Below are 12989 nucleotides of genomic sequence, written 5' to 3' on the forward strand. Positions count from 1 at the left end.
CGCATCACCAATGGATCCGTTTTCTGAAACGCGCCCGAATCACGATCGCAAGCGCATTCATGGCCAGGGTCATCAGGAGCAGCACGATTCCTGCGGCAGCGGCGTTCAGATGGAAGGCTTCCTGTGGACGGGACACCCAGTTGAACATTTGAATGGGCATGACGGTAAACGGATCGAAGATCCACTCGAACGACACAAAGGGCCTCTCCGGCTGCCAGGGGGGATGCGGAAGAAACGCGATGAAGGACAAGGCCCCGACGGTCAACAACGGCGCGGTTTCGCCGACGGCCCGCGACAGGGCGAGGATCAACCCGGTGAGGATTCCGCCCATCGAGTAGGGCACCACATGATCCTTGACGGTTTGCCATTTCGTGGCGCCCAGCGCGTAGGCCGCTTCCCGAATCTGCGGCGGCACCGCCCGAATCGCTTCACGCGTGGCGATGATGACCATCGGCAGGATCAGCATAGCCAGGGTCAAGCCGGCCGTCAGGAAGCTCTGCCCCAGATGAAATTCGTACACGAACAGCCCGAGTGCCATCAGGCCATAGACGATCGATGGCACGCCGGCCAGGTTCGCAATGTTGATCTCGATCAGGTCGGTCATCCAATTCCTGGGCGCGTATTCTTCCAGATAAATAGCCGCCCCCAGTCCCAACGGAACCGCGGTCAGTGCCGTCAGGAACATGACGAGCAGGGTCCCGATCCAGGCGCTCAGAATGCCGGCCTGCTCTGGAAACCGCGACGGAAAGGAGGTCAGGAATTGCCAGGACAGGCGGCCGATGCCATCCAAGGCAAGCTGACCGAGGAGGGCCAGTAGGACGGCGAGTGCCACCAGCATGGCCATCAGTCCCAGAAGCGCAAAGAGCAGATCAGCGCGCTTGTGGCGCGCGATGATCCCTCGCAACGAGGCGGGCTTAATAGACTTGTCGATAGCGTTTTCTGAGGACATGGCCGGCAATGTTAAACACCAGTGTCATCAATAAGAGCGTCAGACCTGTCGCAAAAATCGTTTGATAGCCGATGCTGCCGTGCGGCACATCGCCGAGGCTGACTTGCACGATATAGGCCGTCATCGTGGCGGCCGGTTCAAGCGGATTCCACGTCAGTGTCGGTTGCATGCCGGCGGCAATCGCCACCACCATGGTTTCCCCGATTGCGCGGGAGACGCCCAGCACATAGGCGGCGGCAATCCCCGAGAGCGCCGAGGGAACGACTACCCGCAGCGCGGTCTGCATTTTGGTGGCGCCCAGGGCATAGGCGCCTTCCCGAAGATAGACCGGCACGGCGCGCATCGCATCCTCACTGACGGAACTGACGTATGGCACGATCATGATGCCGATGACCAGTCCGGCGCTGAGCATATTGAAGCCCGGAAGATCCGGCCAGAGCTTTTGAAGGGCGGGAGTCACGAACAATAACGCAAAGTATCCATAGACTACAGTGGGGACGGCGCTTAAGAGTTCCAAAGCCGGCTTGACCGCCTCGCGGACCTGGTGCGGCGCGTATTCGCTCAGGTAGATCGCAATCAGGCTGCCGGACGGGATTGCGACGAGCAGGGCGACGGTTGTCGTCACCAACGTACCGGACACCAGCGAGAGCATGCCGTAATGCGGCTCGGCAAAGAGGGGCGTCCATTGCCGGTCGGTCATAAACTCGATGAACGAGACATGCCGAAAGAAGGCGAATGACTCGTAGGCGAGCACTCCGACAATGCCCACGGTGATGGCCACGGACGTTAAGGCTGCCAGGAATAACAGCAGCTCAATGCCCTTCTCCTTGACGCGGGGGGGCAGGAGTGCGGCCCTCCGAGAGGCGGCGGCCTTTTTGAAGACCTGGGCTTTCACCACATCAGCATCCATCTGAAATACTCTTAGAGCGTCGCTTCCCGTTTCAGGAGATCTTCGATGGTCAAGCCAATGGTGGAATGGCCTTGAAAGGCTGTTCCCAGTTTTCCCTTCTGAAAATGCGAGAGCACGAGGCTATAGGTTTCTTTGGGGAGCGGCACATACTTCACTTGAGGCACCAAGGTCGGAGCCTGGGCCAGATAAAACTCGACGAAGCGCTTCACCTCCGGCTTGCTGGCCGCTGGTACATTCACATAAATGAACATCGGGCGGGAGAGCGGCTGATACAATCCGTTTTCGACGGTCTCTCTCGACGGCCGCATCGGTCCATATCCCCCGTCCACCGCGACGGCTTTCAATCGCTTCTTGTTCGGCTCGAAGTAGGCGTAGGGAATATAGCCCAGCGCCTGTTTGTCGTTGGAGATGCCCTGCACCAGCGTGTTGTCATCTTCGCTCGCCGTATAATCGCCGCGGCTCGCTTTGGCTTTGCCGACGACGGCTTCGGTGAAATAGTCGAAGGTACCGGAGTCCGAACCGGCGCCGAAGAGTTTCAGCGGCTGATCTGGCCAGGTGGAGCGGATCTGATTCCATTTCATCACACGTCCTTGGGCGGCCGGTTCCCAGATCTTTTTCAGCTCCGCGACCGTGATCGAATCAATCCAAGTTGCCTGTTGACTCACCGCGATGGTCAGCGCGTCGAAGGCGATCGGCAATTCGTAGTATTGAATGCCGCTGGCGCGGCAGGCTTCCATTTCGCTGGCTGAGATAGGGCGGGAGGCATCCTGCACGTCGGTTTCCCCGCGGCAAAATTTCTTGAATCCCCCGCCGGTTCCTGAGATTCCGACTGTGACCCGGACCGATCCGCGCGTCTCCTTCTGAAACTCTTCGGCCACCGCTTCGGTGATGGGAAACACCGTGCTCGATCCATCGACCTTGACCAGCGTGGTCGTTTCAGACTGTGTGGGACCTGCGGGCCAAGCCGAGAGCCCCAGCACAACCAGGCCTATTACCGCTCTCATTCCATAGGATTGAATGAATTGCATGGCGCCTCCTCGACTATCTCTGTTTGTCGATCTGCATGAAGACTATGTGCGCCAGGATACTCAAGCGGGCTTCCGGTGAGGTTACCGTGGTGTTAATTCGGTGTTAACATTGTCCGGCCGGCATTCCGTTTTTCTGCTGGTGGATCGGAGGCTCGGGATCTGAATCAGGTGAATGGGCGGCGAGAATATGGACGGCGGCAGCCGGCTTCCGTCGAGCCTGGCCTGCGAGGGAAGACTGGCGGAGAAAGAATTATTGGGCGGGGGATTTTCGTGATGGCTGTTTCTTGGGCTTGGCGGACTCAAGGTCCAGGCGCAGTTGTTCCATCTGGCGGTTCAACTGTTCCATGGCCTTGGTTTGTTCCTCGAGACGGCGGCGCAGTTCCAGGTTGGAGCTGGTCAGTTCTTGAATTTGGAGTTGCAGATGGTCCGAGGCCGCGCGAGGCTGCTCTGTCTTCTGAGGAGACGGTGCTTCCAGGGGCGGCGAGTCTGAGGAGCCACGATGTGTTCGGGCCGGCAGAGGCGCGGCCAGTTGCGCCAGAGTGTCTTTTACGTTCAGGGAGAGGTGCACGGTTTCAAATGGCGCCCATTGCGGCTCGTCGAGATCGGGCACCATCGCGGCTTGAGCGGGGCCTGAGACCCAGAGCTTCATACCTTTGGTATCGCGAATATCCCGGAGGTCTCCCCCGGCGGTATCGGCCTGCATGAACGCAGAATGGTCTGTGAGGACCACGTGCAGATAGCGTCCTCGCAGAAACAGGGCGCCGACGGTGCGCTCTTCGCTGTACGAGACATCCGGCTTGGGCAAAGAGAAGAAGATTCGTTCGGCCGGTTTGGCCTCGCGGAAGGCCGAGACCAGGACTGTTGAGATGATTGAGAGTTGTCGTGTGGTAAACAGGGGGACGGGCCGTGGTGTGTCAATCAGGCCTGTAAGCGTTCCGCTCCACCCGCTGACTTGAATAATCTGGAGCAAGGCGCGGAGATCGGCGTCGGTGAGATGTGCCGGATGATCATTGAGCGCCTGATGGCCTGAGCGGGAGACTGTGGGATCGGCTTCAAGTCCGATGCGCAGGTCCTGCTGGTCATACAGCACGCGCTCGCTGTTCAGCAGGCCGCACCCTGAAAGATTCTCCAGGCCCACTGCAAGCGCGCCGCACAAGAGAATGCGTTGAGCGAGCCTGCCTATTTGCATGTGAATTGAATCCCCCAGATTCGATCGGTGCCGATCTGCGGTCCCCAGGCGCGATCGGCTGCCCGGCTGACCTTGGGGACGTCGCCCTCTTTGAGGATTTGTATGCCAGACGGACATTTCTCTTGCATGATGCGAAGCGCCTCTCGCCGTCCATCCGAGGAGAGGACATCGGCTTCCGATTGGACGGAGAAGGTCACCAGCCCTCCAGTTGGCGTCTCGCGTTGGAGCGCGGCCTCGTATCCGCAACCGGCCACACCGATCAGGCACATGGCGGCGGCAGGCATTCGCCATGGGCTGATCGAACGGTGTGGTGCGTTTCGTGATGCGACGATTTCAACACCTGCTAGGGGGTGGTGGCGCACACCGTTTCTTCTTCCAGCGTTTCATATCCGGCGCCGTACGAGGGAAAATCGGCAATGTCGCGGCCGCCGGTCTTCCAGAAATGCAGACAGGTTGCGGCGACCGTGGGAAGGCTCCGTGGGAGGTCGTCAACACTGATGACCATCGGCGCGTGGGTCGTGCCGATGACCATGATGCGATTGCCCGGCTGGAGAAAGGTCGAATCGACTTTTCCCTGATAGGTAACCGCAAACTCGCCGCTTCTTTTCCCGGTATCCTTGGGGCCATAGGCGGGATGTTCGACGATGGGCAGTTGCGCAACGACGACAGTCACCTTCTCGCCCTTTGTCTCGGCATTCACAATCCGCCCGCCCAGTTGAATCTTTTTCGCTTCGGCTTGGTTCGGCACCATGCGCCACCGGGCAAAGTCGAAGTTCGGATCCACCCCCTTCACGATGTCAGGGGGAAATATGGCCGTCGGTGCGCAGGCGCTGAGAGTCAAGCCGGCGAGTAGTAGCGTGCTCAAGGTGACGAATTTCATATCTCCTCCTTACTCCGAGCCATGAGACAATGCAATGCTAAAAATCAGGTGCGCGCGCATTTCCAGTGAGTGCATTACATAAAGCGAACTTGGAACTGGACAAAGAAGGCATTTTGCGCAAACGGATCAGACTTGGAGTCGTAGGCCGGTGTGTTCGGTCCGGTTCCCAAGCCTGAGTGGTGCCGGAACTCGTAGTTGAATTGGATCTTGGACTGCACCTTGGGTGGAAAGTTCTCGAAGTAGTAGGTGAGTCCGACGATCGATCGCGTATAGATGTCGTTGGACATCCAGGTGTTGGGGTCGAATTGTTCATACATGAAGGTCGGTTCAAAGTTTTCCAGCGGCCCGCTGGTGATGAGATACTTGGTGAGCACATACCAGGTGCGCCGGTGCATGCCTGGTGCGCCGGACCCGCCGCAAATGCTCTGTGTCAGGCAGGATCCGTTGGCGCCCACACCAACAGTTGTAGCGTTGGCTCCGTCGTGTCCCTGCCAATATTCTCCCTGCACCACAAACCCCGGGAGTATTTTCGATGTGTAGCGGAAGTCCACACCGTACCGGTCGAAGGCGCCTTTCCCGCGGCCGTTGATCAGGGTGCCGGCATTGTTGGATTCGCCTTGTATGGTCGTGAAACTCACAAAGGAAACATCGTTGCCGAATAATCGCACCCGGCTGTAAAAGGCTTTGGGCTGATTGCCGCCGCCGATCCCTGATGTGGTGCTCACAAGGGAATTGGCCTGGAAGTTGTTGTTGTTCATCACGCCGACGACATATTCGAGGCGATTGGCGATTTTCCCCCGCACGTCAGCGAAATAGTCGCGTTCTTGCAAGAAGTCGATCGCGCCGCCTGTGCCGTTCTTGTTGTGCTTTTCTTGAGTGGATCCAAATGCACCACCTCCGACTGATGTGAGGTAGGGGGAGCTGATGATATCCCGCAACCCTCCTGAGGTTTCCGTGAAGATACCGAAGGGCATCCGGAAGATGCCGAGCCGGATCATATTGAGGTTGGGCGCCCAGGATTGGACTGGCCGGATGTCCACGTAGGTTTCTCGAAAGAAGGTTGCAGAAGTTGGTGTTCCAGCCCCGGTTGCGGTATTTGGAGTGTCCTTTGTCAAGTTAATGCTCTGGAACTCCATCAAGATATGCCAGCGTGGAATCGTTTCACTGATTTTGCCCCAAAACAGCATTTCTGACCGGCGAATCGAGAAACTGTCCTGGCTCTTGCCTTCCGGCACTTTGGCATCGACATGGCCATAGAGGAACTGTAGGGCGTTGAGGCCAAAATTGACTTTGTCCCGAAGAAGCGGCAGCAGTTCGGTTTTCGATTTCCATTCTTCCACCGAATCGAGCCGTCTGGTCTGATCGGCCACTTTGTATTCTTGCTCGGCGCGGATCTGAATCCACTCATCCATCGTGATCGTGCCCTTTTGGAGGAGCAGATCCTCGACCGAGATGCCGCCCGGCGGGAGTTCTCTAGCGGCTGGAGCCTGTACCGTTACGTCTTGCGCCGGGGACTGAACGGGGCGTGGGTCTTCGGCATAGGCGGCCGACAGTCCTCCCGTGATCAGGGCCAGGGCCGCGATCTGGGCGATACCGGCCATTCTACGAAGTCCTCTCATCTCGATCTCCTTCTGTTGCTGTAAGAACGTCATATGCGGATTCGATGTGGGTCCGTCCCATCGACCTACTGAACCGCCGATTTTGCTGAAGTGAGCCCTAATGCCACGGCGCTCTTGGCCGCTTGCACGGGAGGCAAGGGGAAGAAGCCGGCTTTCATGACGGCCTCTTGTCCCTCCTGGCTCATGATGAAGGTCAGGAATTCCTGCGCGGCAGCCGGGAGTGGCGTTTTCGGGTCTTTATCGATGTAGAGGTACAGCACTCGCCGCAGGGGATAGGTCTGATCCGCCACGGTCGAAGCCGAGGGCGTGACAAACGGCATGCCGGCTGCTTCCGCGAGCGGAACGAGCCGCACGCTGGAGGCTTGGAGCCCGAGTCCGCTATAGCCAATTCCCAATTGATCGCGGCTCAGGTCCAGAATCACGGACGCCGCGCCCGGATCTTCGTGCAGGCCTGGCATGAATTCGCCGCCGGCCAGGCAATGTTCCTGGAAGAAGGCTCTGGTCCCAGATTTCCGGTCGCGCCCATAGAGCTGGATCGGCGCCTTCTCCCATCCTTCGGTCAATCCGAGCTGTCCCCATTGGGTAAGTGCCGATTTGTAGCCACGATTGCGGGTCGTCGAGAACATGGCATCCACCTGATCGAGCGTGAGACCAGGCAGCGGATTGTCCTTGTGCACGTAGAGCGCGACTGCGTCGACCGCAACCGGAACCGCTGTCGGTTCATAGCCATGCTGGGCCACAAACTCTTTGACTTCGGCATCGAACAGTTCCCGCGAGGTGGTCATGAGGGTGAAGTATTTGGCCCGTTCTTCCTGCAGCATGACTTTGCCGGTCTTGCTGAGGGGCGGCTGGAGAAAGTCGGCGACCGCCTTGGTCGATCCGCCACCTTTCACCTCGATCCCTACCTTTGGCTGCCGCCGCTGAAATTCCAGGCTGAGACGATTCAGCAGGGGATACATGGTTTCCGATCCTTGCACTTTGAGACTGCCGGAGACTTGCGCGGAAGGATTGTAATGGGACAACGAGGCGTCGGCGCCGACTGCCGACAACGGTCCCGCGATTTCAGCCCTGGCTTCGGTTGTCCAGCAGGCTAGCGCCAGCACTGCTGACAGGCCCAGCACCATGGCCGATTGTGTCCGCACTGTGTGGTAAGAGTGTGCTCGCATCCCCATATCCTCCCTGTGTACATGGTTGACGATTATCACGAGACGGACTCTACCGGCGGCGGGTTGCAGGAGCGTAACCTCAATGTTACAGGGATGTTAAATATGCGTTTGAAACGAAGTAATCGGGAAGCGTGAAGGTTTTTCAGGTGGCTAGAATACTCTTAAATACAACACCGTGCTCTCGCCTCTGCTGGGGTCGCGATGCAGGACGGCCCAGGCCGTTTTGGTCACGTCGTTGACCGTGACCGAGAGACGGCTGGAGAAGAAGTCGCTCTTCACGTCGTATCCGCTCTGCGAGGCGCGCAACTTTGCGCCGATTTCCTGAAAGCTGCCGATGCGATCCAGATCTTCCTTCTTCTTATAGGGGCGGCCTTGTACGATTTCTGCCGCTATCGCCTGGGAGATCGCGGGGTCGAGCGATTGGATCACGATCGGGTCGGCCGTGTTGAGGTTGACCAAGCCGTTGCCCTCCTGAGGGAACACGGTGGCATAGCGCGCGAGCCGGTCGATCATGTCTTGCGTGAAGCCTTTGACGAGGCGGAGATCATTGAGGCTGGCAAGGGGCGCGTTGGCTGCGCGGTAGGGCGGCCGCTGCGATTGATAATACAGGCTTTCCGCTCCGGTCGGTTCGGCATTCTCATCTTGATCGACCCAATCGACCAGGGCATCGACGAGATCCGTATTGAGCTGCATCAGTTCGAACAGCCGCTTGAATCGCTGGATTTTGGCCTTGCGTTGCAGTTCGTCACCGGCGTTGGCGGCTAAATCGTTGAGGTTGAGCTTGCCCCGTTCGTCCTCGATTTGGGCGCTCAACAACCCGTCCCCGATGGCGTAATTTGTGATCGGCATGGCCCAGAGGTCGGTGGGCGCATCGTAGGCCTCGCCGGCCATTTTGTCTTTGAGGAAATCCTGTTGCAAGACGGCGCGGGCCGCTTGCACCGCCGCCCGTGTGAGGGTTCTGGCTTTGAAGGTATCTCGGAATGCCGCGGCATCGCGATATTCCCGGCGGGCTTCCGCGTCGAATTCAAGAATGAGCGCGGTCAGCAGGGTGAGGATCAGGAGGGCTAGCAGGAGGGCGACGCCCCGTTCGTCTTTTGGCCGCAGCACTGTGTGTGTGGAGCGTTGCATTGGGAGCCGTCAGACCGGTCGATCGTTATCCTTTCACAAAGCTGAGCACGCGAATCGTCGCATCCAGATTCATGGGGTTGTCAAACTTGGGCCGCACTTGGAAATGCCGCACGTGAAGGTCGTACGGAGCCTGCTCGATCTCCCGGAGCAAGGCCAGCAGCTCTGGCAATTGGACCCCTTCGAGGCGCAAGTCCACCGCCGTTTCCTGATAGCCTTGCGGCAGGGTTTGCTGTTGCGGCTGCATGCCGGCAATGCGGTCGCGGATATGCGCCGTCGTCGCGGCGTCTTCCATGAAGGCCAGGAGGGAAAATCCGCTGTCGGCTGCCGGCATACGGCTTTCAGCTTTAGTGAGACGCGCCTGTTTCGCGGCGTAATCCTGCGCGAGCAGAGCCAATTCACCGCTCTCTTTGTGTTTTTTCGCGGCTTGCCGGTCCAAACGGTCCAGTGTGGAGAGGAGGGGATCGATGGCCAGCACGAACAGCAGACTGGCGGCGGTGACGGCGCCCCCGATCATGAGCAGGGTCCGCTCGCGCGTGGCCAGTTGCTTCCAGCGTTCGCGCAATTGCGGCGTCATGGCTGCACCGCCGTGGCTGTCATGCGGAAGACGATCTGGTTCGGCGAGGCTCCGACCCGGGTCTCGCTGACGGCCACCTCTTTGAATTGGCTGCCGGATGAAAAGGTTTGTTTGATTTTTTCCACGGCTTCAAATGAGGTGGTTTCGCCCTCCAGGAGTACGAGCCCCCCATCGATGGTCAATTCCCGCACTTTGACCGCGATGCCGGCCGGCAACTGTTTTATAAATGTGGCCATCGTCGCCAACAGCTGTCCCTGCGAACTATCGATGGCGGAGAGCGACTTTTCAACGGAGGCAATGCGGAAGCGCGCTTGATCCAATTCTTCGCCGGGCGCCGCGCCTGGCCCAAAGCCCTGTTCGTACTGTTTCTGCAAGGCCTGCTTTAATTGCGCCACGCGCTGTTCTTTGAGGGTCAGGTGGACGACGCCGTCGGCAAGGGCCAGGGCTCCCAGCAGGACGGCACCCAATATGGCCAGCCGGCGGTCCTGGGCCGACGTGGCTGTTTGAGGCGCCGCCGCGTCGGATACCGCCTTCAGATCGAGCGCCAGCCCGGCGGGGGTTGGCTTGAAGCGCCAGCGAGGCCGGACGATTTTGGGGTGAATGGCCAGCCCGAAGGCGATGGAGAACGCGCGTGGGCTGGCGGCGCCAAATCCTTGCCTGGGGCCGACGGGATAGAGCCCCAGATGCTGCGCAAGGTATCCGCCGATTTCTTTGAGCTTGGCGCCGCCGCCCGATACCCAGCAATGGGACAGCCGTCCGCGTTCGGTGCCTTCATAGGCTTGCAGTGTGACGCGTAATTCTTTGAGAAGCGGTTCGAGCCAGGCCTCGACTTGCTGCACCGCCAAGGTGCGCTTGCGCCGCTCGGCGTCGGCAAAGCTGCAGGCATATCGTGCCGCGAGCGCGTGGGTGAGGTGATTGCCGCCCCAGAGAATGGTCCGCAAGACGACCGGGCGTCCTTCGTGGATCAGGCAGAGGGTGGTCTTGGACGCTCCGACATCGATGATAGCCAGATCCTGCGGCACCAAGCCTCCTTGTTGGCGCAGGTATTGTGTGACGGAAAACAGCGCCATGGCATCGACGTTGATGGCGTCCGGCTCCAGGTCGGCTTCGGCGAGAAAACGCAGATGTTCGGAGATTTTATTCTTTGGCGCCGCCGTCACAAGAACGTCGGATCCTTTTGTCAGACGGAGATCGCCTGCCGCGTCCATGCCTGGTGGCAAGAGGAGACTTCCGATGGTCAAGTCCTCCAGGGCCATTGGAACAAGATTTTCCACCTCGAAGGGCACGACTTGCGACAGTTTATTGGCGTCTTTGAACGGAAACGACAAGGTCCGCACGAACAGATCCTGGCAGGGGATCGCCGTTACCAGCCGATCCGTGGCATAGAGGCCGTTCTGCCAGAGAAATCCGCGCAGCGACTGCACCCGGCGAGCCGGTTCAAGATCTTCCGGCCTGGCAAACGGCATGGGATGATGGAAATAGTCGATGGTTTCTCGCCCGCTCAGCCGGCGGCGGAAACGCACCGCCTTCAGGCCGGTTTGGCCGATATCCAATCCCACACATTCCGTCGCAATGCCCATTGTCGCTCCGATTCTACGTGCGTACCTTTGCCTACTCTACAATGCCAGCCTGGCTTGTGCCAATGTTCCCCGCACTTTAAACGTAAACGGCGTTCCCGGGGGAAGGGGTGGAATGCCGAGAGGGCCTGCCTTGGCTGCAAATCCAGGCCCTGGCACGATGGTCAGCGACAAGGCCAGCTGACTCTGCCGGATCGGCAGCTGGATCGTGATCGTGCCCTCCCCGGACAAGGATCCATCGAGGCCCTCGCCTTTGAGTTCCGTCACGGTGCAGAGTTGCTCCCGGCAGGCGAGCCCAATCGATACGGCATTGAGGGCCAGGGAAAAGGTGCGGCCGTATCCCATCGGAATCTGATCGAGCAGGAGGTCGGTGGCCTCTATTTTCCAGGTGCCTTCCCCAAACGAGGATGACGAAGGCGTCGGCAGGTTCTCCAGCCGATGTTTGAATTCGCCGGAGAGGGTTCCGCGGCTGATATAGGGCTGAGCCAGCTTGGCCAAATCCACCTGCTTCATTTTTCCGCTCATCTCCAATGGGCCGGTGAAGGCCCAGGAGGATGCGGTGACCGTCGATGTCATGGTCCCTTGCGCGGGCGAGTGCGGTGCGATCTGCGCGGCGAGATCAAGCATGAGGCCGCCGGTCAGGGCTTTGAGCACGCTCACTTGCGCGCGCACGGTTCCCATCTGAATGGGCGGCCACTCGGGTTTTGAGACCGTGATCTGGCGCCACTCCAAGGCCAAGGGAAATCCGATCGACCACTGTGCGGCCTGCACGTCGACACCGGTGGCCCGGCGCAATTCTCCGATGAGCCGGGTTTGCAGCGCGCTGTAGGGGAAGGTGAGTCCGAGACAGAGCACAAACGTTACCAGCCCTCCGCCGATCCAGAGCAAGGGTTCTTTCCAGGCCGCAAGATTCTTTCCCGGCCAGACCATCATGAGACACCCACGGTGATCCATTCACGGATCATGTAGGGTTCGGCTCCTGTTCCTGGTTCCTGGAATGTCACTTCCACGAGGATGGCCGCCGGCATCGGACCGGCCGCCGGCCATTCATCGGTCCAGGTGCGGCTTTGTCCGCTGTAGTACCGGATGTTGAATCCGGCGACATTGTTGGCCAGGTCCACCTGTTCGAGCGATTCCTCGGTCAGGCCATAGAGATTGCGCCGGACAAACCGGATGAGCCGGTCCCCTTCTCTGGTATAGATCACGCGCAGCCGGTCGGTTTCTTGTCCCGCCTGGATTCCGAGTCCGTCGCTGAGCGTCACGAAGGCCAGGGTATCGGCCGGCTGGCCATTGTGTGTTCCGTTCATACCAGACCAGGGATAGGTGGTTTCCTGCACGCCGATCGAGAGTTCTTCCGCCATCAGACGGAGGATTCGCCGGATCGATTGTTCCTTGGTTGCGGCGGCGCGTCCGGCATCGACGACTTGTGTCGTGGTGACCAACGATCCAAACACGATCGCCCCGATCGTCGCCAAGAGCGCGACGGCCAGTAGCGCCTCGATCAGCGTGAACCCGGCGTCATCTTTAAAACGTAAGGCCGGCAAAGACATAGGTGCTCACTTCAAGGGTTTCTTCATTCTGGCCGCGGGGCCAGGTAATTTGAATGCGCACTTCCCGAATCAGTTCCAGGGGCGTTGGCATAATGCTCCGTTTCCATCGATACCCGCTTGCCCGATTCGCCAGTTCAGCGGTTGCGGGCACTCCGGGCGGCGGGGCCTGAAAATCGCCGGTGGTTTCACCGATGGGGAAGGCGTGGGAGAGTTCCGTTTCCAGCAGCTTTTCCTGGGCCAGGAGGGTGGCCGCCGTGAGTTCCGCCGAACGGGCCTGCAAATCGAGATCGAAATTTCTAAGCCCCAGCAAGACCGGCAAGGCAATGGCCAGAATGGCCATGGCCAGCAACACCTCCAGGAGGCTGAACCCGCGGTCGTCTTTCGGATCTCGTGAGGCCATTTTCAATTCCATACCGTCA

At 59.3% G+C, this 12989-nt stretch carries 14 protein-coding genes; all 14 read right to left on the bottom strand.

Translation table 11 applies throughout. The features are described from left to right. Nucleotides 1-4: 4 nt before the first annotated feature. Nucleotides 5-949 carry a phosphate ABC transporter permease PstA gene (gene pstA / locus RI101_05840; GenBank protein ID MEC4889565.1) on the bottom strand — a complete coding sequence of 315 codons (945 nt, stop codon included), beginning with the start codon at nucleotides 947-949 and terminating at the stop codon, nucleotides 5-7. Next, entirely contained in the window at nucleotides 915-1859 is a 945-nt protein-coding gene (gene pstC, locus RI101_05845) for a phosphate ABC transporter permease subunit PstC (GenBank protein ID MEC4889566.1), read from the bottom strand. Before pstC ends, pstA begins: the two co-directional genes overlap by 35 nt. A gap of 11 nt (nucleotides 1860-1870) precedes the next feature. Continuing rightward, nucleotides 1871-2887: a PstS family phosphate ABC transporter substrate-binding protein gene (locus RI101_05850; GenBank protein MEC4889567.1), complete on the bottom strand. Its 1017-nt coding sequence runs from the start codon at nucleotides 2885-2887 to the stop codon at nucleotides 1871-1873. 250 nt (nucleotides 2888-3137) lie between these two features. Further along, nucleotides 3138-4076 (bottom strand): hypothetical protein, encoded by a 939-nt coding sequence (locus RI101_05855; protein ID MEC4889568.1) that lies wholly within the window; start codon nucleotides 4074-4076, stop codon nucleotides 3138-3140. Beyond that, nucleotides 4067-4360, bottom strand: coding sequence for a hypothetical protein (locus tag RI101_05860; protein ID MEC4889569.1), 294 nt, complete (start codon nucleotides 4358-4360; stop codon nucleotides 4067-4069). Before RI101_05860 ends, RI101_05855 begins: the two co-directional genes overlap by 10 nt. A gap of 59 nt (nucleotides 4361-4419) precedes the next feature. Further along, on the bottom strand, nucleotides 4420-4956 hold the full coding sequence (locus tag RI101_05865) for a Slp family lipoprotein (protein MEC4889570.1): 537 nt from the start codon (nucleotides 4954-4956) through the stop codon (nucleotides 4420-4422). A 74-nt stretch (nucleotides 4957-5030) separates the two neighbouring features. Further along, nucleotides 5031-6575 (bottom strand): hypothetical protein, encoded by a 1545-nt coding sequence (locus tag RI101_05870; protein ID MEC4889571.1) that lies wholly within the window; start codon nucleotides 6573-6575, stop codon nucleotides 5031-5033. A 65-nt stretch (nucleotides 6576-6640) separates the two neighbouring features. Next, a complete protein-coding gene (locus RI101_05875) occupies nucleotides 6641-7741 on the bottom strand; it encodes a substrate-binding domain-containing protein (GenBank protein ID MEC4889572.1) in 1101 nt (366 codons plus the stop codon). A gap of 150 nt (nucleotides 7742-7891) precedes the next feature. Beyond that, nucleotides 7892-8869 carry a type II secretion system minor pseudopilin GspK gene (gene gspK, locus RI101_05880; GenBank protein MEC4889573.1) on the bottom strand — a complete coding sequence of 326 codons (978 nt, stop codon included), beginning with the start codon at nucleotides 8867-8869 and terminating at the stop codon, nucleotides 7892-7894. 25 nt (nucleotides 8870-8894) lie between these two features. Then, nucleotides 8895-9443 (bottom strand): type II secretion system protein GspM, encoded by a 549-nt coding sequence (gspM, locus tag RI101_05885; protein ID MEC4889574.1) that lies wholly within the window; start codon nucleotides 9441-9443, stop codon nucleotides 8895-8897. Then, nucleotides 9440-11023 carry a pilus assembly protein PilM gene (gene pilM, locus RI101_05890; protein ID MEC4889575.1) on the bottom strand — a complete coding sequence of 528 codons (1584 nt, stop codon included), beginning with the start codon at nucleotides 11021-11023 and terminating at the stop codon, nucleotides 9440-9442. Before pilM ends, gspM begins: the two co-directional genes overlap by 4 nt. A gap of 36 nt (nucleotides 11024-11059) precedes the next feature. Beyond that, nucleotides 11060-11974 carry a type II secretion system protein GspN gene (gene gspN, locus RI101_05895; protein MEC4889576.1) on the bottom strand — a complete coding sequence of 305 codons (915 nt, stop codon included), beginning with the start codon at nucleotides 11972-11974 and terminating at the stop codon, nucleotides 11060-11062. Next, a complete protein-coding gene (locus tag RI101_05900) occupies nucleotides 11950-12570 on the bottom strand; it encodes a type II secretion system protein GspJ (protein ID MEC4889577.1) in 621 nt (206 codons plus the stop codon). The genes gspN and RI101_05900 overlap by 25 nt, the downstream gene beginning before the upstream one ends. Beyond that, a complete protein-coding gene (locus tag RI101_05905) occupies nucleotides 12545-12970 on the bottom strand; it encodes a prepilin-type N-terminal cleavage/methylation domain-containing protein (GenBank protein MEC4889578.1) in 426 nt (141 codons plus the stop codon). The genes RI101_05900 and RI101_05905 overlap by 26 nt, the downstream gene beginning before the upstream one ends. Between the last annotated feature and the right edge of the window lie 19 nt (nucleotides 12971-12989).

The sequence above is a fragment of the Nitrospira sp. genome, from assembly GCA_035968315.1.
Classification (GTDB): Bacteria; Nitrospirota; Nitrospiria; order Nitrospirales; family Nitrospiraceae; genus Nitrospira_D.